Origin of the sequence: Pseudomonas putida (assembly GCF_001636055.1) — a bacterium.
GTDB classification, from domain to species: Bacteria; Pseudomonadota; Gammaproteobacteria; order Pseudomonadales; family Pseudomonadaceae; genus Aquipseudomonas; species Aquipseudomonas machongensis.
The window spans coordinates 2,086,744-2,106,943 of the sequence record NZ_CP011789.1 but is presented as its reverse complement, the minus strand read 5'-3'; the positions used below and the strand labels follow the sequence as shown (position 1 = coordinate 2,106,943).

At 64.0% G+C, this 20,200-nt stretch carries 20 protein-coding genes; 8 read left to right on the top strand and 12 right to left on the bottom strand.

Going from position 1 to position 20,200, the window contains the following annotated elements:
• The first annotated feature begins 15 nt into the window (after positions 1–15).
• Entirely contained in the window at positions 16–1,323 is a 1,308-nt protein-coding gene (locus AB688_RS09695) for an NAD(P)/FAD-dependent oxidoreductase (RefSeq protein WP_063543710.1), read from the top strand.
• 42 nt (positions 1,324–1,365) lie between these two features.
• Here AB688_RS09695 and fadD1 read toward each other — a convergent pair whose 3' ends face one another.
• Both fadD1 and fadD2 read right to left on the bottom strand, forming a co-directional pair.
• Positions 1,366–3,063, bottom strand: coding sequence for a long-chain-fatty-acid--CoA ligase FadD1 (gene fadD1, locus AB688_RS09690; protein ID WP_054893308.1), 1,698 nt, complete (start codon positions 3,061–3,063; stop codon positions 1,366–1,368).
• A 445-nt stretch (positions 3,064–3,508) separates the two neighbouring features.
• A complete protein-coding gene (fadD2, locus tag AB688_RS09685; RefSeq protein ID WP_063543708.1) occupies positions 3,509–5,197 on the bottom strand; it encodes a long-chain-fatty-acid--CoA ligase FadD2 in 1,689 nt (562 codons plus the stop codon).
• Between the two features lie 201 nt (positions 5,198–5,398).
• Between fadD2 and AB688_RS09680 the strand changes: the two genes are divergently transcribed.
• Both AB688_RS09680 and AB688_RS09675 read left to right on the top strand, forming a co-directional pair.
• Positions 5,399–6,343 carry an alpha/beta hydrolase gene (locus AB688_RS09680; RefSeq protein WP_063543706.1) on the top strand — a complete coding sequence of 315 codons (945 nt, stop codon included), beginning with the start codon at positions 5,399–5,401 and terminating at the stop codon, positions 6,341–6,343.
• Positions 6,344–6,376: 33 nt separating this feature from the next.
• Complete coding sequence (locus AB688_RS09675) at positions 6,377–6,847, top strand: MaoC family dehydratase (protein WP_054893311.1); 471 nt, start codon at positions 6,377–6,379, stop codon at positions 6,845–6,847.
• A 23-nt stretch (positions 6,848–6,870) separates the two neighbouring features.
• On the opposite strand, the gene AB688_RS09670 is transcribed toward AB688_RS09675, so the two are convergent.
• The 4 genes from AB688_RS09670 to AB688_RS09655 form a co-directional block, all read right to left on the bottom strand.
• Positions 6,871–8,118, bottom strand: a complete 1,248-nt coding sequence (locus AB688_RS09670; protein ID WP_054893312.1) for an RNA polymerase sigma factor — start codon at positions 8,116–8,118, stop codon at positions 6,871–6,873.
• Positions 8,119–8,160: 42 nt separating this feature from the next.
• Positions 8,161–8,505: a YciI family protein gene (locus AB688_RS09665; protein ID WP_063543704.1), complete on the bottom strand. Its 345-nt coding sequence runs from the start codon at positions 8,503–8,505 to the stop codon at positions 8,161–8,163.
• 24 nt (positions 8,506–8,529) lie between these two features.
• Complete coding sequence (locus AB688_RS09660; RefSeq protein ID WP_063543702.1) at positions 8,530–8,955, bottom strand: YybH family protein; 426 nt, start codon at positions 8,953–8,955, stop codon at positions 8,530–8,532.
• A gap of 150 nt (positions 8,956–9,105) precedes the next feature.
• Positions 9,106–10,059 carry a threonine dehydratase gene (locus tag AB688_RS09655; RefSeq protein ID WP_063543700.1) on the bottom strand — a complete coding sequence of 318 codons (954 nt, stop codon included), beginning with the start codon at positions 10,057–10,059 and terminating at the stop codon, positions 9,106–9,108.
• A gap of 75 nt (positions 10,060–10,134) precedes the next feature.
• Here AB688_RS09655 and AB688_RS09650 point away from each other — a divergent pair, with 75 nt between their 5' ends.
• Complete coding sequence (locus AB688_RS09650) at positions 10,135–11,505, top strand: PLP-dependent aminotransferase family protein (protein ID WP_155738195.1); 1,371 nt, start codon at positions 10,135–10,137, stop codon at positions 11,503–11,505.
• A gap of 3 nt (positions 11,506–11,508) precedes the next feature.
• Here AB688_RS09650 and AB688_RS09645 read toward each other — a convergent pair whose 3' ends face one another.
• The gene (locus tag AB688_RS09645) at positions 11,509–11,763 is read right to left on the bottom strand and encodes a DUF2790 domain-containing protein (RefSeq protein WP_054893315.1); all 255 of its coding nucleotides are present in this window, start codon (positions 11,761–11,763) and stop codon (positions 11,509–11,511) included.
• A gap of 221 nt (positions 11,764–11,984) precedes the next feature.
• Between AB688_RS09645 and AB688_RS09640 the strand changes: the two genes are divergently transcribed.
• Entirely contained in the window at positions 11,985–12,434 is a 450-nt protein-coding gene (locus tag AB688_RS09640) for a GNAT family N-acetyltransferase (protein WP_063543698.1), read from the top strand.
• On the opposite strand, the gene def is transcribed toward AB688_RS09640, so the two are convergent.
• The 3 genes from def to AB688_RS09625 form a co-directional block, all read right to left on the bottom strand.
• Positions 12,389–12,925 carry a peptide deformylase gene (gene def, locus AB688_RS09635; RefSeq protein WP_063543696.1) on the bottom strand — a complete coding sequence of 179 codons (537 nt, stop codon included), beginning with the start codon at positions 12,923–12,925 and terminating at the stop codon, positions 12,389–12,391. The two genes, AB688_RS09640 and def, sit on opposite strands and share 46 nt — an antisense overlap.
• On the bottom strand, positions 12,925–13,881 hold the full coding sequence (locus AB688_RS09630) for a YihY/virulence factor BrkB family protein (RefSeq protein WP_054893318.1): 957 nt from the start codon (positions 13,879–13,881) through the stop codon (positions 12,925–12,927). The genes def and AB688_RS09630 overlap by 1 nt, the downstream gene beginning before the upstream one ends.
• A 186-nt stretch (positions 13,882–14,067) precedes the next feature.
• Positions 14,068–14,247, bottom strand: a complete 180-nt coding sequence (locus AB688_RS09625; RefSeq protein ID WP_063543694.1) for a CsbD family protein — start codon at positions 14,245–14,247, stop codon at positions 14,068–14,070.
• A gap of 216 nt (positions 14,248–14,463) precedes the next feature.
• On the opposite strand from AB688_RS09625, the gene AB688_RS09620 reads away from it, so the two are divergent.
• On the top strand, positions 14,464–15,936 hold the full coding sequence (locus AB688_RS09620) for a right-handed parallel beta-helix repeat-containing protein (RefSeq protein WP_063543692.1): 1,473 nt from the start codon (positions 14,464–14,466) through the stop codon (positions 15,934–15,936).
• Positions 15,937–16,062: 126 nt separating this feature from the next.
• Positions 16,063–16,443, top strand: coding sequence for a hypothetical protein (locus tag AB688_RS09615; protein WP_054893320.1), 381 nt, complete (start codon positions 16,063–16,065; stop codon positions 16,441–16,443).
• On the opposite strand, the gene AB688_RS09610 is transcribed toward AB688_RS09615, so the two are convergent.
• The gene (locus AB688_RS09610; RefSeq protein WP_063543690.1) at positions 16,444–17,280 is read right to left on the bottom strand and encodes a S1 RNA-binding domain-containing protein; all 837 of its coding nucleotides are present in this window, start codon (positions 17,278–17,280) and stop codon (positions 16,444–16,446) included. It abuts the gene before it with no gap.
• A 124-nt stretch (positions 17,281–17,404) separates the two neighbouring features.
• On the opposite strand from AB688_RS09610, the gene AB688_RS09605 reads away from it, so the two are divergent.
• Positions 17,405–18,265: a DUF6279 family lipoprotein gene (locus tag AB688_RS09605; RefSeq protein ID WP_063543688.1), complete on the top strand. Its 861-nt coding sequence runs from the start codon at positions 17,405–17,407 to the stop codon at positions 18,263–18,265.
• A gap of 125 nt (positions 18,266–18,390) precedes the next feature.
• Here the strand turns inward: AB688_RS09605 and aceK are convergent, their stop codons facing one another.
• Positions 18,391–20,106 carry a bifunctional isocitrate dehydrogenase kinase/phosphatase gene (gene aceK / locus AB688_RS09600; protein WP_063543686.1) on the bottom strand — a complete coding sequence of 572 codons (1,716 nt, stop codon included), beginning with the start codon at positions 20,104–20,106 and terminating at the stop codon, positions 18,391–18,393.
• Positions 20,107–20,200: the final 94 nt, after the last annotated feature.

The window sequence follows — 20,200 nt, the reverse complement described above, 5'->3', positions numbered from 1 at the left end:
AACAAGGAACACCCCATGAACGCAGCACTGAACAACGGCCCGGCCCAGCGCGCACCGTCCTACTACAGCGCCACCCTCAACGATCGGACCGAGTACCCGACGCTCAACGGCACCGAGCAGGTTGATGTGGCGATCATCGGTGGCGGCTTCACCGGCGTCGCCACCGCCGTGGAGCTGGCCGAGCGCGGGCTGAAGGTCGCCATCGTCGAGACCAACCGCATCGGCTGGGGCGCCAGCGGGCGCAATGGTGGCCAGGTGACTGGCAGCCTGTCCGGCGACGAGGCCATGCGCACGCAGATGCGTGACCGGCTCGGCAGCGAGGTAGACGATTTCATCTGGCACCTGCGCTGGCGCGGGCACCAGATCATCGAACAGCGCGTGGCGCGCTACGGCATCCAGTGCGACCTCAAGCGCGGCCACCTGCATGCCGCAATGAAGCCGTCGCACCTGGAGGAACTGCGCGCCTTCGAAGCCGAGGCCCAGCGCCGTGGCATGGGCGACCAGGTGCAACTGCTCGACCGCCAGGGCATCTCGCGCCACCTGCAAAGCCCGCTGTACCTCGGGGCACTGAAGAATACGCGCAACTTGCACCTGCATCCGCTCAACCTGTGCCTGGGCGAGGCGCGGGCTGCGCACAGCCTCGGCGCGCTGATCTTCGAAAATTCGGAAGTGCTGGATATCGTCCACGGTCCGAGTCCGGCAGTGGTTACCGCCAATGGTCGAATCGAGGCGCGCCAGATCCTGTTGGCGGGCGATGTGTACCACAAGCTCGAGCAGCGCCAGCTCAAGGGCAAGATCTTCCCGGCCATGGGCGGGATCGTCACCACCGCGCCGCTGGGCGAGCTGGCCGAGCAGATCAACCCCGAGGACCTGGCGGTGTACGACTGTCGCTTCGTGCTCGACTACTACCGCCTGACCGCCGACAAGCGCCTGCTGTTCGGAGGTGGCGCCAACTATTCGGGGCGTGATTCGCGGGACATCGAAGCCGAGCTGCGCCCTTGCATCGAGCGCACCTTCCCGGCGCTCAAGGGCGTGCCGATCGAATTCAAGTGGAGCTGCGCCATGGGCATCGTGGTCAACCGCATCCCACAGCTGGGCAAGCTGTCGGACAACGTCTGGTACTGCCAGGGTTACTCCGGGCATGGCATCGCGACCAGCCACATCATGGGCGAGATCATGGCCGAGGCGTTGACCGGGACGCTGGAGAAGTTCGACACCTTTGCCGCGTGCAAGCACATCAAGGTGCCGATGGGGGATTTGCTGGGCAATCCGCTGCTGTCGGTGGGGATGTGGTACTACCAGATGCTGGAAAAGTTGCGCTGAAACCAAAACCGGCCCGCTCTTGCAGGAGCGGGCCGGTGTGAATCAGGCGATCTTCTTCAGCCCCAGCTTCTTCATCTCTTCGTCGCGCAACTCACGACGCAGGATCTTGCCGACGTTGGTGGTCGGCAGGGCATCGCGGAACTCGATGAACCGCGGGACCTTGTAGCCGGTGACGTTGGCACGCATGTGCTCCATCACCTGTTCCTTGGTCAGCGTGACACCTGGCTTGGCGACGATGAACACCTTGATCACCTCGCCCGACTTCTCGTCAGGCACGCCGATCGCGGCACATTGCAGCACGCCCGGCAGGGCGACCAGCACGTCTTCCAGCTCGTTGGGGTACACGTTGAAGCCCGAGACCAGGATCATGTCCTTCTTGCGGTCGACGATGCGCATGTAGCCGTCGGGCTGAATCACCGCGATGTCGCCAGTCTTCAGCCAGCCTTCGCTGTCGAGGATCTCGGCAGTGGCGTCTTCGCGCTGCCAGTAGCCCTTCATCACCTGCGGGCCCTTGATGCACAGCTCGCCGACTTCGCCCAGCGGCAGTTCCTGGCCGCTGTCGTCGATGACCTTGCACAGGGTGGACGGCACCGGGATACCGATGGTGCCGATCTGGTTGGCTTCGGACGGGTTGACCGCCGCCACCGGGCTGGTCTCGGTCATGCCGTAGCCTTCGCAGATGGCGCAGCCGGTGACCGCCTTCCAGCGCTCGGCCACGCTCAGTTGCAGGGCCATACCGCCGGAAAGGGTCACCTTCAGCGCCGAGAAGTCCAGGCTGCGGAAGGTTTCGTTGTTGCACAGGGCAACGAACAGGGTGTTCAGCCCGACGAAACCGCTGAACTTCCACTTGCCCAGTTCCTTGACCATCGCCGGCAGGTCGCGCGGGTTGCTGATCAGCACGTTGTGGTTGCCGATCAGCATCATGGCCATGCAATGGAAGGTGAACGCATAGATGTGGTACAGCGGCAGCGGCGTGATGATGATCTCGGAGCCTTCCTGCAGGTTCGAGCCCATCAAGGCGCGGCACTGCAGCATGTTGGAGACCAGGTTGCGGTGGGTCAGCATCGCGCCCTTGGCCACACCCGTAGTGCCGCCGGTGTATTGCAGCACAGCCACGTCATTGGCTTGCGGGCTGGCTTCGATGACCGGCTGGCCGCGGCCCTTGGCCAGTGCGTCGTTGAAGCGCACCGCCTGGGGCAGGCTGTAGGCCGGCACCATCTTCTTCACATACTTGATGACGCTGTTGATCAGCACGCGCTTGAGCGGTGGCAGCAGGTCGGCCACCTCGGTGACGATGACGTGCTTGACCTGGGTCTTGGGCAGGACCTTCTCGACCAGGTGCGCCATGTTGGCCAGGCACACCACGGCCTTGGCACCGGAGTCGGTGAACTGATGCTCGAGTTCACGCGCGGTGTACAGCGGGTTGGTGTTGACCACGACCAGGCCGGCGCGCATGGCACCGAACACAGCGACGGGATATTGCAGTACATTGGGCAGTTGCACGGCGATGCGATCGCCGGGCTTGAGGTCGGTGTGCTGTTGCAGCCAGGCCGCGAAAGCGCCGGACAGGGTATACAGCTCACCGTAGGTGAGGGTCTTGCCGAGGTTGCTGAACGCCGGTTTGTCGGCGAAACGCTGGCAGGATTGCTTCAGTACGGCCTGGATGTTGGGGAATTCGTCAGGATTGATTTCCGCCGTAATTCCGGCTGGGTATTTATCCTTCCAAAAATGTTCGATCATGGAAGCCCACTCCTTTAGCAACAGCGAATTCTTCACGCGTCGATGCGTTTATTATTGATATGAGATGAAGGGATTCATTGCAAACCGCATCATCTGAAAGCGCGCCGAGAGTAACAGCTTTGCCTGGGGTCGCCTAGAGGGCTTCGCAAGCCTCAATAGTCACCAAAGTGACTCAATGAAACTTTTAAGTCATTTCTAGAGTATTTAATCAAAATGTCGCATTGCGGTGCGTGCTGCAACCGACTCGGTCCCTGTAGGAGCGGGCTTGTCCCGCGATCGGGCGCGCAGCGGCCGCAAGCCAGACAGTCGAGATCGTCCTGATAAATCTCGTTGCCAGGTTCTACGGCCGCTTCGCGCCCGATCGCGGGACCAGCCCGCTCCCACAGGGATTGGGCTGGACTTTAAATCTTGAGCAAGGAAGTTGCTCCCGCAGGTACGGTGGATTTCAGGCGATGTCGCGCAACTCCCGACGCAGGATCTTGCCTACCGGCGTCATGGGCAGTGAATCGCGCAGCACGATGTGCTTGGGCACCTTGTAGCCGGTGAAGTTGGCCTTGCAGAAGGTCTTGAGCTCCTCGACGCTGACACCGCCCGCCCGAGGAACCACGAACAGTTTTACCGCTTCGCCGGAGCGTTCGTCGGGCACGCCGATCACCGCGCAACTGGCCACCTGCGGGTGGCCCATGACCACGTCCTCGATCTCGTTGGGATACACGTTGAAGCCCGAGACGATGATCATGTCCTTCTTGCGGTCGACGATGCGGGTGAAGCCGTCCGGGTCGATCACCGCGATGTCACCGGTCTTGAACCAGCCGTCGGCATCCAGCGCCTGGGCTGTCGCCTCCGGCTGTTGCCAATAGCCCTTCATGACCTGCGGCCCCTTGATGCACAGTTCGCCGCGTTCGCCCAGCGGCATCTCGTTGCCGTCGTCGTCGATGACCTTGAACGCGGTGCCGACCACCGGGATGCCCACCGTACCCAGCCGCGCCAGTTGCCCGTAGGGGTTGGTGCTCGCCACCGGTGAGGTTTCGGTCAGGCCGTAACCCTCGACGATGCGACAGCCGGTCAGGCTCTCCCAGCGCTCGGCGGTGGCCTTGACCAACGCTGTGCCGCCGGAGTTGGTGACCTTCAGCGCCGAGAAATCCAGCGACTTGAAGCCCGGGTTGTCCATCAGCGCGACGAACAGGGTGTTCAAGCCCAGCAATGCCGAAAAGCGCCACTTGCCCAGCTCCTTGATGAAGCCCGGAATGTCGCGCGGATTGGTGATCAGTACGTTGTGATTGCCCGTGACCATCATGCACATGCAGTTCGCAGTGAAGGCATAGATGTGATACAGCGGCAGTGGCGCGATCATCACCTCCTGCCCTTCCTTGATCAGCGGCTGGCCGTCGGGCCCGTGCTGGGCGAAGCAGGCCAGCACCTGCAGCATGTTGGCGACCAGGTTGCCGTGGGTGAGCATCGCGCCCTTGGCCAGCCCCGTGGTGCCGCCGGTGTATTGCAATACGGCGACATCCTCGAGCGTCTGCACCACCGGTTTGTACGTGAGTTCACGGCCCTCGCGCAGTACCTGCTTGAACGACACGGCCTGGGGCAGGCGGTAGGCCGGCACCATCTTCTTCAGCTTGTCGACCACCGTGTTGACCAGCCAGCCCTTGGCGGCCGGCAGCAGGTCGCCCATCTTCGCCTCGATCAGGTATTCGATGCCGGTGTCGGGCAACACCGTCTGCACGCGCTGGCCGAACATGTTCAGGTACACCAGCGCACGGGCGCCGGAATCCTTGAACTGGTGGCGCATCTCGCGCTCGGTGTACAGCGGGTTGGTGTTGACCACGATCAGCCCGGCGCGCATCGCGCCGAAGACGGCGATGGGGTATTGCAGGACATTGGGCATCTGCACGGCGATGCGATCACCGGGCTTGAGATCGGTGTGCTGTTGCAACCAGGCCGCAAAGGCCGCCGAATGGCGCTCCAGTTCGGCGTAACTGAGGGTGACGCCGAGGTTGCTGAACGCCGGGCGGTCGGCGAAGCGCTTGCAGGAACGCTCGAACACTTCGACGACGGATTTGTAAGCAGTGATGTCTATGGTGGAAGGCACGCCCGCCGGGCGCTTGTCATTCCAGAAGTCGGCTTGCATTTATTGTTGTTCCTCAGCCTGAACCGTCCATGACCTGATTGCCCAACGGCAAAAAGGCGTTGAGCCGACGTTAGCAGGTAAGCCGGAGGTGGCAAATACGCCAAGGGCTGCCATTAACATTGTGAATCTTATTTGTGCCCCTGCTGCAATCCTGGTCATTGTGCATACACTGAGCTCAATCCCGTGCACAAAGGATTTTCCATGGCCCACGACGCCTTCTGGCTGCCCGCCAGCGAGCACTGCAGTCTGTACGTCCACCAGTGGCTGCCGCAGACCCCGGTCAAGGCCGTGGTGCTGCTGGCCCATGGCATGGCCGAGCACGCCGGGCGCTACCGGCGCCTGGGCCATGCGCTGAACGATGCCGGCTTTGCCCTGTTCGCCCCTGATCTGCGTGGCCACGGCCGCACCGCAGAGCTAGGTAGCCTCGGCCTGTTCGCCCACCACCACGGCTGGAACACGGTGGTCAACGACCTGGGCCTGCTCAGCCAGCACATCGGCCAGCAGTTCCCCGGCACGCCGCTGTTCCTGTTCGGCCACAGCATGGGCAGCTACATCGCTCAGGCGTACCTGCTGCACCACAGTGGCAGCCTGCACGGGGCGGTGCTCAGCGGCTCGAACTTCCAGCCGGCTGCGCTCTATCGCGCAGCACGCCTGATCGCCCGCCTGGAGGCCTGGCGCCAGGGGGCGGAGGGCAAGAGCGCGCTGATCGACTGGCTGTCGTTCGGCTCGTTCAACAAGGCCTTCAAACCCAACCGCACGGCGTTCGACTGGCTCAGCCGCGACCCGGCCGAGGTCGACGCCTACGTCGACGACCCGCTGTGCGGCTTTCGTTGTAGCAACCAGCTGTGGCTCGACCTGTTGCAAGGCCTGGCACAGATCAGCCAACCGCGCCATCTGGCGCAGATCGATCCGAACCTGCCGATGCTGGTGATCGGCGGCGAATGTGATCCGGTCAGCGCTGGCAAGCGTCTCACCCACCTGGCCAACGCCCTGCGCGCGACCGGCAATCGCCATGTACAATTGCGCGTCTACCCGCAGGCACGCCACGAAGTGCTCAACGAAACCAATCGCGACGAGGTCACCCACGACATCATTGCCTGGCTGGAGCAGGCACTGGCCCTTGGCCGCCCTGCCCGCAGCGAATGATGTGCACCACCTCGTCCCTCCAAGGAAGCCCTGATGACCCAGGTCACCAACACGCCCTACGAAGCCCTCGAAGTCGGCCAGAAAGCCAGCTATGAAAAATCGGTGGAAGAACGCGACATCCAGCTGTTCGCCGCCATGTCCGGTGACCACAACCCCGTGCATCTGGACGCCGAGTTCGCGGCCAAGAGCATGTTCCGCGAGCGCATCGCCCACGGCATGTTCAGCGGCGCACTGATCAGCGCTGCGGTTGCCTGCACCCTGCCAGGGCCCGGCACCATCTACCTGGGGCAGAAGATGAGCTTCCAGAAGCCGGTGAAGATTGGCGATACCCTGACGGTACGCCTGGAAATCCTCGAGAAGCTGCCCAAGTTCAAGGTGCGCATCGCCACCAACGTGTACAACCAGAACGACGAACTGGTAGTCGAGGGCGAGGCCGAGATCCTGGCACCCCGCAAGCAGCAGACAGTGGAGCTGGTATCGCCGCCGAACTTTGTCGCCGGCTGACCGAGCAGTATCCTGTCGCGGATCTACCTGCGACAGGGCTCCAACGCCCTCAGGCAGCGCTCGATATGCCGCCGCTCAGGTTCCTGGCGGGCCAGCGCCAGCGCCCTGACCCACGCCTCCCGGGCCTGCTGCACATGCCCCAATTGCCCGTGCAACTGAGCCTGTGCCGCGTGGGCCAGATGGTAGTCGAGCAACTCGCCCCGCCCCAGAATCGCCTCCACCTCTGCCAGGCCCGCCGCCGCGCCGTCACGGCTGGCCAGCGCCACTGCGCGGTTGAGTTCGATCACAGGTGACGGCCAGTGCCGCAGCAACACGTCATACAGGCCGACGATCTCTGCCCAGTCGGTCTCCTGGGCGCTGGCGGCCTCGGCATGCACCGCAGCGATCGCCGCCTGCACGCTGTAGGGCCCGATATCACGGCTGCCCAGCGCATGACGCACCAGGGCGCACCCCTCCTCGATCTGTGCCTTGTCCCACAGGCTACGGTCCTGCTGGTCGAGCAGCACCAGCTCGCCTTCGCCATCGGTGCGCGCCCGCAGCCGCGAGGCCTGCAACAGCATCAACGCCAGCAGGCCGAACACCTCCGGGTCTGGCAGCAGTTGCGCCAGCAGCCGCCCCAGGCGAATCGCCTCGTCGCACAGGTCGCGCTGCACCAGGTCTTCCCCTGCCGATGCCGAATAGCCTTCGTTGAACACCAGGTAAATCACCCGCAACACACTTTCCAGGCGCTCTGCCAGTTCGCCCATGGCGGGCACCTGGTAGGGAATTCGTGCATCGCGGATCTTGGCCTTGGCCCGCACGATGCGCTGGGCGATGGTCGAGGGCGATTGCAGGAACGCGCGGGCGATCTGCTCGGTGGTCAGGTCGCACACCTCACGCAGGGTCAAAGGGACCTGGGCATCGGCGGACAACGCCGGGTGGCAACAGGTGAAGATCAAGCGCAAACGGTCGTCAGCGAGCAGTTCCTCCTCGCTCGGATCCTGCGCCGGGTCTTCGAGTTGCATGATCAGCTGTGCCTGCGAGCGGTCGAAACGGGCGCGGCGGCGCAAGGCATCGATGGCCTTGAAACGCCCGGCCGAGACCAGCCAGGCCCGCGGGTTGGCCGGCATGCCGTCGCGCTGCCAGCGTTCGACGGCAATGAAGAAGGCATCATGCAGGGCCTCCTCGGCGAGGTCGAAATCACCCAACAGACGGATCAGGGTCGCCAGGATGCGCCGCGAGTCGCGGCGGTAGATAACCTCGACCTGGGCATGCAGCTCATCACCCGTCATCGTGTTGCGGTCCGCGGCGTCATCTTGGCTGACCTCCCGTCATCAGGGTTGCAGTTCGCGCACCGGCCTCACTTCGACACTGCCGACCCGCGCCGCCGGAATACCTTTGGCGATGTTCAGTGCCTCGTTGAGGTCGCGGGCATCGACCAGGTAGAAGCCGGCCAGTTGCTCCTTGGTTTCCGCAAAGGGCCCGTCGGTCAGGCTCATCTTGCCAGCGCGCATGCGCACGGTGGTGGCCGTCTGCACCGGCTTGAGCGCCTCGGCCGCAAGCATCCGCCCTGAGCCGTGCAGGGACTCGGCGTAAGCCATGCACTCGGCGTCTTCGGGGCTGTCGGGCAGGCTGTGCAGCAGCCCCTCGTCACAATAGACCAGGCACAGGTATTTCATGATCGTCTCCAGCTGACGTACGGTTCAGGGCTTGAGGTCGAAGCGAGCCTTCTGGGTTTCCATGTCGAACGGTGCCGACCAGTGCTCATGGATCACCTGCCAGCGCCCTGCACTACGACGATAGCCCACCGTGACGCGCATGAAGCCGCACTGGCTTTCATCGTCGGCCGGGCCGCAGCGGTTGAGCCAATGCGCCAGGGCCAGGTCGCCATCGGCCTGAACGTCCAGCTCGGCCACCTCGAAGACCATCGGACCGGTGCAAAAGCCCATGCACATTTCCCAATGCGCCTGGTAGGCAGCCTTACCCTTGAATTGCAGGGCCTGGATGGCGTCGAAGGCAACGATGTCATCGGCATAGGGCGCGACGATGGCCGGCAGGTCGCGCTTGCGCACAGCCTGGATCCAGCCGTCGATGAGTTGACGGATTTCGGTTTCGGCGGGGGTATTCATGGGCAAGCCTCCAGCAGGTCATCAGTGGGTGGCGCCGAGTGTTTGCGGCGCCTTCACTGATGGTCGACTAGGGATGGGAGGAATCGACAACGCTGGAAAACTTTTTGCGGTTTTCCGTTATCGGCCTGTGTCGACAGGCCTTCGCTGTCTTTACCCAGCCAGCACCTGCGCATAACGCGCTCGGTCCACGTTGGCCCCGCTCAACACCACCGCAACCCTCCTGCCCTGCTGGCGTTCGCGCTCCTGCAGCAGTGCGGCCAGCGCTGCGGCGCCCGCGCCTTCGGCGGTGTTGTGGGTGGTTTCGTGGTAGAGGCGCATGGCCTGGGCGATTTCGTCATCGCTCACCCGGACGATGCGCGTGGCATGCTCACGCACCAGGGCGAAGGCGTCCGGGTGCGGCACGCGGCAGGCCATGCCGTCGGCAAAGGTGTCGGCGGTGGCCGTGGTGACGATACGCCCCAGCTCGAAGCTCTGTGCATAGGCATCCGCGGCGCTGGACACCACGCCAACGATCTCGGTCCGCAGCCCCAGCAGGTTGCGCGCCTGGATCAGCCCGCAAATGCCCGAACCCATGCCGATCGGCACATACACGGTGTCGAGGTCCGACACGGCCTCGAACAGCTCCAGCGCATAGGTCGCTACGCCGCGCACCAGCTCAGGGTGGAACGAGGGCACCATCCGGTAGCCGCGCTGTTCGGCCAGCTGGGCGGCGTACTCACGGGCCACGTCGAAATCGACACCGTGCTCGATCAGTTCGGCACCCAGCGCACGCATGGCGGCGTTCTTCTCCCGCGAGTTGCCTTCGGGCACCACGATCACCAGGGGCAAGCCTGCCTGGCGCGCCGCCAGGGCCATGCTCTGGCCGTGATTGCCGCGGGTGGCGGTGACCAGCCCCTGAGGCACATCACCGCTGGCCAGCAGCGAGCGCACATAGACCAGCCCGCCGCGTACCTTGAATGCGCCAGTCGGCGCATGGTTCTCATGCTTGACCCACAGTTGGCAGCCGGCCCGCTCGGCGAGCAACGGCCAGACGCGCTGTGGCGTCGCAGGCACATGCTGGTGAACGAAATCGGCGGCTTCGCGCAGGGCTGTGAGGTCGAACATGGCGATCATCCTTCATCGAGGGCAGTTGCGACGATCCTGAGCGCCGGGCATTGTATGGGTCAAACCTTATATTGCATGGGTAGCAATTTCGTGTGGACCCCGGAACTGATCGACGACGCCCAACCCCGCTACCTGGCACTGGTCGATGCTATCGCCGCCGCCATCGAGCGCGGTGAACTCAAGGTAGGGGAACGTCTGCCGCCACAACGGCGCCTGGCCTGGAAGCTGGGGCTCAACCCGAGCACCACCCAGCAGGCTTACCGCGAAGCTGCCGCGCGACATCTGGTGGCCGGCGAAGTCGGGCGAGGTACCTACGTATTGGCGGGTAGCAAGGAAGCAACGCTGTTTCGCCTCAAGCAGCACGACCGGCATTCGTCGCTGATCGACCTGTCGACCAACGTACCCGTGGCCGATCCGCACCCGCACGACCTGCAGCACAGCCTCCAGGCATTGCTGCGGGCGGACGACCTCAACCTGCTCGATCACTACCTCGATCACGACCAGTTGCTGCTCGGTCGCGTGCATGGCGCACGCTGGCTGGCCCAGCGCGGGCTGACGCTGGGCGCTGACGACCTGCTGTTGTGCGGCGGCGCCCAGCAAGGGCTGGCCTGTGTGCTGCAGTCGCTGTGCCAGCCTGGCGAGGCGGTCATGGTCGAAGCCCTGACCGCACCAGGGATCAAGGCTGCGTGTCGCCAGTTGCGCCTGCCAGTGCATGGCGTGGCCCTGGATCACCAAGGGCTGCGCCCGGATGAGCTCGACCGGGTGACGCGGGCCAGCGGCGCCAGGGTGCTGGTGACCACACCCACCCTGCACAACCCCACCGGGGCGTGCATGGGCGACAGCCGTCGCCAGGCCGTCGCCGAGGTGGTGAAGCGCCACGGCCTGCGGGTGATCGAGGACGATGTCTATGGCGCGCTGAGCGAGCGGGCGCCCTTGTACCCCTTGCTCGACGGCCAGGGGATACTCGTCAGCAGCTTGTCCAAGACGGTCGCAGCGGGGCTGCGCCTGGGCTGGATCGCCGCACCGGCATCGGTGCTGGAACACATCGACCCGCATGCCCGGGCCACGCACTGGCCGGTGTCACCGCTGAACCTGCGCATCGCCTGCCAATGGATCGCCAATGGCACAGCCGCGCGGCGACTGGCTTGGCAACGGGAGGAAATCGGGGAACGCTGGCGCCTGGCGCGGCGGGTATTCGGTGAAGCTATGCGTGCTCAGGATGAACCCTCGCCGCATGTCTGGGTGAACACCCCAGGGCCTGCTGAAGCCCTGGTAGGGGCGTGCCGGGCACGCGGGGTCGAAGTGGTGCCGGCCAGTGTCTTCGCGGTGGGGGGCGATGAAGTGAGGGCAGTGCGGATCAGCCTGTCGGCCGCCACCAGCCGCGCGCAGCTCAAGCAAGGGCTGGACGTCGTGCGCGCGGTACTTGGCGAGCTGGCAGGCAAATAGCACTCACCCCTGCTGGCAACCCTCGCCCATGGCTCGGTACTGAATGGTGTGCACCTGACCCTGATGATCTTCATAGGTCATGGTTGCCGGCACCACCTCGCAGACATCGGGGATGGTCGACAGATTGATCACCCGCTTGATATCCAGGTTCATCGAGTAATCGTACTGCACCGGGGGCTGGGTCTGGGTGGTCTTGGCCTCGTCCGCGAGGGCGAGCGAAGACATCCCGACCAATGCAAGAATGAGTAATGTTTTCATGAGTCTGTGGCCTTGAAAGCAATCACGTTGATCGATTGACTTCTTATGCCGTCACTGGCGGGGAGAAGTTGTCATCGTCGGCGATGACACGAAGCACCGATCCCGCATCGTCGTACTGCAGAAGGGATGAGTGAAATTCTACGCCCGCCACCGAATACTTGAACCCTGCAGTCGGATATTCACCCTTGCCAGATTTGCAACAATCTGCGACAAAGCCCCCCATGACCCTGCCCGAATTCCTCCCGCTCTGCCGCTCGCAGCGCCGCCTGCTCGACCACTTCTACCGCCAGCACGGCTCGCGCATGCGCGCCAGTGCAGAAGGCCAACTGTGGGTTGCCCGCGCGCAGGCGATGGTGGGTGCATTGAACCTGACGCCCGTCGCCGACGGCCACTGGCTGACCGGCCTGTTCGTGGCGCCGCAGTGGCGTGGCCAGGGTGTTGCCGCAGGGTTGGTCAGCGCAGCGCTGGCCAACAGGACAGGCCCGACCTGGCTGTTCTGCCACCCCGCACTGCAAAGCTTCTATGCGCGGCAGGCTTTCACAATGGCGAGCGCTCTGCCCGCCGAACTGGCCTCGCGGCTGGCCCGCTACCAGCGCAGCAAAACGCTGGTAGCGATGGTGTGCGCTCAGTCGTCGGCAACGTCGAGCCCGGGGAACAGCACCTCGGTGTAGCCGAAGCGGGAAAAGTCCTGGATCCGCGATGGGTAGAGCCGCCCGATGAGGTGGTCGCATTCGTGCTGCACCACCCGCGCATGGAAGCCATCGGCGAAGCGGTTGATCGGGGCCCCCTGGGGGTCGAGGCCCTCATAGCGGATGTGCTTGTAGCGGGGCACGACACCGCGCAAGCCCGGCACCGACAGGCACCCTTCCCAACCCTCCTCGAGCTCGGTGGACATCGGCGTGATCAGCGGGTTGAGCAGGATGGTCTGCGGCACGGGCTCGGCGTCCGGATAGCGCTCGCTGCGCTCGAATCCGAAGATCACCAGTTGCAGGTCGATGCCGATCTGCGGCGCGGCCAGGCCGACACCACCGACGTGGCGCATGGTCTCGAACATGTCGTCGATCAGTTGCTGCAGCTCAGGGCTGCCGATCATGTGCTCGGGCACGGGCGGTGCGATGCGCAGCAGGCGCTCATCGCCCATCTTGAGGATGTCACGGATCATCAGGGGTTCGGCTCACGGGTCTGGGGTTCGGCATGCGCGGGATGCTCATGGCCGAGCACAGTGATGGTCTCCTTCGGCTGCTCGCCGTCGAATTCCTTCTCGCCGGGGTTCTTGCCTTCAGCCGACATGTGCTCGATCACCGCATTCATCTCGGCGCCCAGCAATAGCACGGCGGCGGAGATATAGAAATACAGCAACAGCACGATGATCGCCCCGATGCTGCCGTACATGGCGTTGTAGTCGGCGAAGGTCTTGACGTAGTAGGCAAAGCCCAGCGAAGCGACGATCCACACCACCACCGCCAGTACGGAACCTGGGGTAATGAAGCGGAATTTCTGCTTAACGTCGGGCATCACGTAGTAGATCAGCGCCACCGCCACCATCATCAGGATGATGATCGCCGGCCAGCGCAGCACGGTCCAGATGGTGACGATGACCTCCTGCAGGCCGACCTGGGCCGCGATCCACTCCATCACCTGCGGCCCCAGCACCATGAGTGCGGCAGCGGCCAGCAGCATGCCGGCAATGCCGATGGTGTAGAAGATCGACAGCGGAATGCGCTTCCACACCGGGCGGCCTTCGGGCACATCGTAGGCAGCGTTCATGGCGCTCATCATCAGGCGCACGCCGGCCGAGGCGGTCCACAGGGCGATGACGATACCCACCGAGAGCAATCCGCCCTTCGATTGCTGCAACTGGTCGATCACCGGATTGACTTGTTCGAGTGCCTGGGGCGGCAGCACCAGTTCCGATTGCAGGCGCAACCAGGAGAAGAAGTCGGGCAGGTGCAGGAAACCGATCAGCGCGATCAGGAACAGAATGAAAGGGAACAGCGAGAACAGCATCTGGTAGGCCAGTGCCGAGGCATAGGTGGACATCTCGTCATCGAGGAATTCCTTGACGGTGCGCACCAACACGCGGTGCAGAGGCAGGCCCTGCAGGGCGGGAAAAATCATAGCGTCTCCTTTCGCCGCTTGATCGTCGTGGTTGCAACTGTGCAGACAAGTCTAATAGACCACGCGCACCGCGTACTGCTCACTGGCGAAATCAGGAAAACGGCTACGGCGGACGTTGGGGCAAAACGGTAAGGCCCCATGGGCGCGAAACGGCGCGCCCACAAGGCCCTATGCATCAACCGCGGTTCAAGGCTTCTTCACCGCATCCTTGACCTTGCCCACCGCCTGCTGCCCTTCGCCCTTGAGTTCCTGGGCCTTGCCCTCGGCACGCAGCTTGTCGTTGCCGGTCACTTTACCGACGCCTTGCTTGATGTTGCCAACCGCTTCGTTGGCCAGGCCCTTGGCTTTGTCTTTGGTGCCGCTCATGGCGAATCTCCTGCAAAAAGAGACACGTGAACCGTGTCGACAAAAGGTGGACCGGTTCGCTTGCGCAAGAGTTTCAACATTTTTTCGGGCACCAAGCCGAACGGCAAACAGCGGGCGAATACCGCACCGAATTGTCCCAGCGCCGCTGCGCACTCGGAAGGCGCAGCTCTAGAATCCGGCCATTCATAAAAACAACAGTCCGTGGAAACCTTGCACATGCGATTGATGCCCCTACTCGCGGCCATGCTGCCGTTACTTCCCCTGCCCGCCCTCGCCGCCGCCCCGACCGCCGTGCAAACCTTGCGGGTCGAGCGCTACACCGACGACGACCAACCCGGTACCCTGCGCTGGGCCCTGGAAACCAGCAACCGCAACCCCGGCCACTACCGCATCGACATCGCTGCGGTCGGCGAGCCGCCCTACGTGATCCGCCCGAGCCGGCCACTGCCGGAAATCAAGGGCCCGCTACGCATTACCGGCCTGGCCTGGGCACGTGACGGCCAGTACATCGCCATCGACGGCGCCGGCTATATCAAGGACCAGGGGGTACGCACCTGTCCAGGCGCCCTGCCCGGTCAGTTCGGCACCAATGTGCGCACCACCACCAACCCCGGCCTGGTGCTGCGCGACACCCAGGGCGTGCACCTGAGCGGCCTGGAGGTGCGCAACTTCTGCATCGGCATCCTGGTCAACCGCGCCAGCGGCAACGTCATCGAAGACAACCGTATCGTCGCCAACAAGGGCGGGGCCGGGATCATGCTCACGGGCGATGACGGCGCGGGCAACCCGACGGCCACCACCACGGTCAACAACAAGGTGCTGCGCAACCAGTTGATCGACAACGGCGACGGCCTGGAGCTGACCCGCGGCGCCGCCTTCAACCTGGTGGCCGACAACCTGTTCCGCTCCACCGACGCCAACCCCGAGCCCTCCCAGGGCATCGAGATCCTGCTGGGCAACGACAACAGCGTGGTGCGCAACCGCTTCGAGAACTACTCCGACGGCCTGCAGATCAACTGGGGCAAGCGCAACTACCTGGGCGCCAATACCTTCACCGGCAACTCCATCGGCATCAGCGTGACCGGCGAGGGCAACATCCTCGACGGCAACCTGATCCACGGCAACCGCATCGGCGTGGCCCTGCGTCCGGAGCCGGAAGTCACCGCCACACGCGTCACTGCCAATCGCATCTGGGGCAATGGCCTGGACATCCGGCGCTGCGAGGCGGGAGGCTCGTGCGTAGCAGACCAGCGCACCGGCGCGATCATCTTCGGTGTGCCAGCCCAGGCCCACGCGCTGTACGTCGGCTCGCGCGGTGTCGGCGCGGAACTGGCGAAGAAGGACCAGGCGATCATCTGCGATGGCAGCGGCCAACCCCAGCCGTGCCAGCCGCTGCCCAATCACAATCAACAGGCGCCGCGTCTGACCGGGCTTGCCGGGCATGTGCTGCAAGGTGAAGTGCAAGGGCCGGCATCCAGCCTGTTGCGCGTCGAGGTGTTCGGCAATGCGGCAGCGGAGGGGCGGGAAGCGGAGCAGTATCTGGGCGAGGTGTTGGTCGGCAGCGATGCCCAGGGCAAGGCACGGTTCGAGAAGACGCTGGATGCCATTGCGGGGCTGAACAGCTTTACCGCGACGGTGACCACAGCCGATGGCGCGACCTCGGAGTTGAGCCAGCCGTTGCGGCGCTGAAGCTCAAGGCCTCTTTGCGGGCAAACCCGTGAGGAGGCCGGCGCAACCCACCCCGCAACCCTTGCCGCGCCCCGCGCCACCCCGCACAATGTCATGCCTTTCTGGCGTCAACCCGCAGGAACCTGCATGAAACTCGACAAACCCACCGCCATCGCCCGGCGCAACCAAGCGCTGAACCGGCCGGTGCTCGACCGCGACAACACCCTGTTCGCCATCCTCGACAAGAAACGCAACCTGTGGTGGTTCGAGGTACCGGTGGCATTGCTGCGCAAAGGCCAGCCCGACTGGGTCAACCTGCTGCTGCACACCCCGGAAACCGACGAACTGCAGCACTTGAAAGTGCCGGTCAACTTCCTGCGCGCGCATCAGGAACAGATGGAAGTCCGCCACCCCGGCAAGCGTCGCTCGACCATCAGCCTGGCGCTGAGCGCCGACCGCGACTCGCTGCTGCGCGACACCCGCCCAGGCGGTGAGCAACTGGACTTCAGCACCTTCGTGCAGGCCTGATCAGGCCCGCTCGATACGATCGTCATGGATGACGATCAGCCCTTGCTTGAACAGCCCGCCGATGGCCTTCTTGAAATTGCCCTTGCTGACGTTGAACAGCTTGGCGATCACTTCCGGGGCGCTCTTGTCGCACACCGGCAGCACGCCTCCGGCTTCGTCCAGGCGCTTGAGGATCTGCTCCTGCAGGCTGTCGGCCAAGGCCGCGCCCACCGGCTGCAGACTCAGGGCGATCTTGCCGTCGTGGCGCACTTCCTTGATGAAGCCCTTCTCGTGCATGCCCGAGCGCAGGAACTTGAACACCTCGTTCTTGTGGATCAGGCCCCAGTGGCGGTTGTTGATGATCGCCTTGAAGCCCATCGGCGTCTCGCCCGCCACCAGCAGCTCGACCGGCTGGCCCGCCTTGTAGTCGACCGGCGTACGGTCGAGGTAGCGGTCCAGGCGCGCGGTGGCGGTGATGCGCCGGGTGCGCTTGTCGAGGTAGGCGTGCACCACGCAGTAATCGCCGATCTTCAACTGCTGCGCCTCTTCCGAATAGGGCATCAGCAAGTCCTTGGACAGGCCCCAGTCGAGGAAGATGCCGGCACCGTTGATGTCCTTGACCTTGAGACTGGCGAACTCACCGACCTGCACCTTGGGTTTCTCGGTGGTGGCGATCAGCTGGTCTTCGCTGTCGAGGTAGATGAACACGTTCAGCCAGTCGTCGAGCTCAAGCTCGGCGTCCTTGGGGAAGTAGCGCCTGGGCAGGAGGATCTCGCCGTCGGCGCCGCCGTCCAGGTAAAGACCGAACTCCACGTGTTTCACGATTTGCAAACTGTTGTAACGCCCAAGCAGAGCCATTTCCGATGTTCCTCAAGACAAGGCGGCTATTCTACACCTGAAGCTGCCCGGCTGCCCGATCCGTGGGAACCGCCGAGCGCGGCGCGCATCTATTGCCTGGCAAGCAACCTGCAAGGATTCGCTCATGCCTGTCCGTCTGCCCAGAGCCCTGCTGCTCATTCTCGCGTTTGCCCTCTCGCTCACGGCCTGCAGCCGTATCGACCTCGCGTACCGCAACCTCGACCGGCTGGTGCCCTGGTCGCTGGGCGACTACCTGGACATGAATCGCCAGCAGAAGGCCCTGCTCGACGAACGGCTCAAGGGCCACCTGGCCTGGCACTGCAAGACACAACTGCCCGGCTACCTCGAATGGCTCGACAAGGTGCGCCTGATGGTCGCCAACCAGGGCGTGACCGACCAGGCCCTGCAACAGCGCACCGCCGAGGCGCGCCAGGCCATCGGCCGGGTCGCTGAAGAGATCACCCCCTCCGCCGCCGAACTGCTGCGCGGCATGAGCGACGCGCAGGTCGGGGAAATGCGCAAGGCATTCAGCGACGACATTGCCGAGCGGCAGAAGGAATACGTCGACACCCCGCTACCCAAACAGATCCAGGCCCGTGCCACGCGCATGGAGAAACGCCTGACGCCGTGGCTGGGCGAGCTCAATGCCCGCCAGCGCCTGCGGGTGATGACCTGGTCCCAGGCCCTCGGCGATCAGAACAGCGAATGGATCGCCAATCGCCAGGCCTGGCAGCAACAGTTGCTGCTGGCCATGGAACAACGCCATTCGCCAGCGTTCGAGCCCCGTCTGGCGCAGTTGCTGCAGCGCAAGGAGAGCCTGTGGTCACCGGCCTACCGCATGGCCTTCGAGAACACCGAGCTGCAGGCCCGCAGCCTGCTGGTCGACCTGATGCAGCAGAGCAGCCCGGCGCAGCGGCAGTTCCTGCTGGACCGGCTGGCCAAGGTACGTCGTGACTTCAGTGAGCTGAAGTGCCTCAAGGGGTGAGGATCGGGGTGGCCTTTTCGCGGGCAAGCCCGCTCCCACAAGCCCCCACTGCCCTTGAGTTCAGTGGGGGCTTGTGGGAGCGGGCTTGCCCGCGAAAAGGCCACCATCGACTCAACTGACACCCCTCACCTGCCCCTGCGCCGATAGGGAAACACATCGATCACCTTCCCTTCCCGTATCGCCCCCTGCAATCCCTGCCAGTAATCCGCGTCATACAGCTCCCCATGCAGCCGGCTGAACAACCGCCGCTGGCCGATATCGGCGAACAGGAACGGCGGAAACTCCTCGGGAAACACATCGTGCGGCCCGATCGAATACCACGGCTCGCCAGACATCTCATCCTCCGGGTAGCGCGGCGGCGGGATATGGCGAAAATTCACCTCGGTGAGATAGCTGATCTCGTCGTAGTCATAGAACACCACCCGCCCATGCCGGGTAACGCCGAAGTTCTTCAGCAGCATGTCGCCGGGAAAGATGTTCGCCGCCGCCAGTTGCTTGATCGCCAGCCCGTAGTCCTCCAAGGCTTCGAGCACCTGGGCCTCGCTGGCCTGCTCCAGGTACAGGTTCAACGGCGTCATGCGCCGTTCGGTCCAGCAGTGGCGGATCAGCACGCTGTCACCCTCCACGACCACCGTCGAGGGCGCGACCTCCAGCAGCTCGGCCAGGCAATCGGCTTCGAACTTGGCCACCGGAAAGCGGAAATCGGCGAACTCCTGGGTATCGGCCATGCGCCCCACGCGGTCGACACTTTTCACCAGGCGGTATTTTTCGATCACCGTGGCTCGGTCGACGGTCTTGGAGGGTGAAAAGCGGTCCTTGATGATCTTGAACACAGTATTGAAGCCCGGCAGGGTGAACACGCTCATCACCATGCCGCGCACGCCGGGTGCCATGACGAAACGGTCGTCGGTACTGGCCAGATGATTGATCAACGCGCGGTAGAACTCCGACTTGCCATGCTTGTAGAAGCCGATCGAGGTATACAACTCGGCAACGTGCTTGCCCGGCAGGATGCGCTTGAGAAAGTTGACGAACTCCGCCGGCACCGGCACATCGACCATGAAGTACGAGCGGGTGAACGAGAAGATGATCGACACCTCGGCCTCATCGGTGATCAGCGCATCGGCCTCGATGCCATGGCCCTCGCGATGCAGTAGCGGGATCACCAGCGGCCACTGCTCGTCACGGGTGTAAAGACGCCCGACCAGATAGGCGCCCTTGTTGCGGTACAGCACCGAGGAAAACAACTCCACGGCCAGCGCCGGGTCCTTGCATACCCAGTCAGGCAGGCATTCACGCAGTCGCTCCTCAAGGCGCGCCAGGTCGGCGTCGAGGTCGCCATAGGGCACCTCGAAAGCCTGGTCGGCAAGGATCCCCCGCAACAGACCACCCAGGCCGTCGCGCAACTGATAGGTGCGGGTCTGTGCCGCGCGCTCGTGGCCGCGCATGGCCGGGCGGGTGGTGTGGATGAACATGCAGCCGTCGCTGATCAGGTCGTGGCTGAACAGGCTGCAGAACAGCGAGTTGTACCAGGTCTCGGCCAGCTCATCGTCCAGGCGCGGGTCGATCAGGCGGATGTAGGCGCTCTTGACCAGCGGCCAGTGCTCCACGTCCAGCAGCAGCGAGGGGGCGAAACCTTCGCGCAGCCAGCCGTTGATCTCGGCGACCTTCTCCTCGTACAGGTTGATCCGCGCAGCAGCGGCCTGCTGGATCGCCTGCCATTGCGCCTGTTCGAAGCGTTCGCGGGCGCCCAGGGTGATGCGGCGAAAGTGTTCTCGGTAGTTGTCGAAGCCATCGAGGATCATCCGGGCGATGGCTGCGGCGGGCCAGGGCTGGGGCATGGTGAGAGGCTCGGTGGGTGGCGGAATGAAAAGAGCTTAGTCGGGTGTCGGTCTTTTCGCGGGGCAACACAATTGCCAGAGCAAGAAAGCACAA

What these genes read in the sequence shown, in the direction of transcription:
- AB688_RS09695 (WP_063543710.1), top strand. Translation starts at nt 16, where the DNA reads ATGAACGCAGCACTGAACAACGGCCCGGCCCAGCGCGCACCGTCCTAC.
- fadD1 (WP_054893308.1), bottom strand. Translation starts at nt 3,063, where the DNA reads ATGATCGAACATTTTTGGAAGGATAAATACCCAGCCGGAATTACGGCG.
- fadD2 (WP_063543708.1), bottom strand. Translation starts at nt 5,197, where the DNA reads ATGCAAGCCGACTTCTGGAATGACAAGCGCCCGGCGGGCGTGCCTTCC.
- AB688_RS09680 (WP_063543706.1), top strand. Translation starts at nt 5,399, where the DNA reads ATGGCCCACGACGCCTTCTGGCTGCCCGCCAGCGAGCACTGCAGTCTG.
- AB688_RS09675 (WP_054893311.1), top strand. Translation starts at nt 6,377, where the DNA reads ATGACCCAGGTCACCAACACGCCCTACGAAGCCCTCGAAGTCGGCCAG.
- AB688_RS09670 (WP_054893312.1), bottom strand. Translation starts at nt 8,118, where the DNA reads ATGACGGGTGATGAGCTGCATGCCCAGGTCGAGGTTATCTACCGCCGC.
- AB688_RS09665 (WP_063543704.1), bottom strand. Translation starts at nt 8,505, where the DNA reads ATGAAATACCTGTGCCTGGTCTATTGTGACGAGGGGCTGCTGCACAGC.
- AB688_RS09660 (WP_063543702.1), bottom strand. Translation starts at nt 8,955, where the DNA reads ATGAATACCCCCGCCGAAACCGAAATCCGTCAACTCATCGACGGCTGG.
- AB688_RS09655 (WP_063543700.1), bottom strand. Translation starts at nt 10,059, where the DNA reads ATGTTCGACCTCACAGCCCTGCGCGAAGCCGCCGATTTCGTTCACCAG.
- AB688_RS09650 (WP_155738195.1), top strand. Translation starts at nt 10,135, where the DNA reads ATGGGTAGCAATTTCGTGTGGACCCCGGAACTGATCGACGACGCCCAA.
- AB688_RS09645 (WP_054893315.1), bottom strand. Translation starts at nt 11,763, where the DNA reads ATGAAAACATTACTCATTCTTGCATTGGTCGGGATGTCTTCGCTCGCC.
- AB688_RS09640 (WP_063543698.1), top strand. Translation starts at nt 11,985, where the DNA reads ATGACCCTGCCCGAATTCCTCCCGCTCTGCCGCTCGCAGCGCCGCCTG.
- def (WP_063543696.1), bottom strand. Translation starts at nt 12,925, where the DNA reads ATGATCCGTGACATCCTCAAGATGGGCGATGAGCGCCTGCTGCGCATC.
- AB688_RS09630 (WP_054893318.1), bottom strand. Translation starts at nt 13,881, where the DNA reads ATGATTTTTCCCGCCCTGCAGGGCCTGCCTCTGCACCGCGTGTTGGTG.
- AB688_RS09625 (WP_063543694.1), bottom strand. Translation starts at nt 14,247, where the DNA reads ATGAGCGGCACCAAAGACAAAGCCAAGGGCCTGGCCAACGAAGCGGTT.
- AB688_RS09620 (WP_063543692.1), top strand. Translation starts at nt 14,464, where the DNA reads ATGCGATTGATGCCCCTACTCGCGGCCATGCTGCCGTTACTTCCCCTG.
- AB688_RS09615 (WP_054893320.1), top strand. Translation starts at nt 16,063, where the DNA reads ATGAAACTCGACAAACCCACCGCCATCGCCCGGCGCAACCAAGCGCTG.
- AB688_RS09610 (WP_063543690.1), bottom strand. Translation starts at nt 17,280, where the DNA reads ATGGCTCTGCTTGGGCGTTACAACAGTTTGCAAATCGTGAAACACGTG.
- AB688_RS09605 (WP_063543688.1), top strand. Translation starts at nt 17,405, where the DNA reads ATGCCTGTCCGTCTGCCCAGAGCCCTGCTGCTCATTCTCGCGTTTGCC.
- aceK (WP_063543686.1), bottom strand. Translation starts at nt 20,106, where the DNA reads ATGCCCCAGCCCTGGCCCGCCGCAGCCATCGCCCGGATGATCCTCGAT.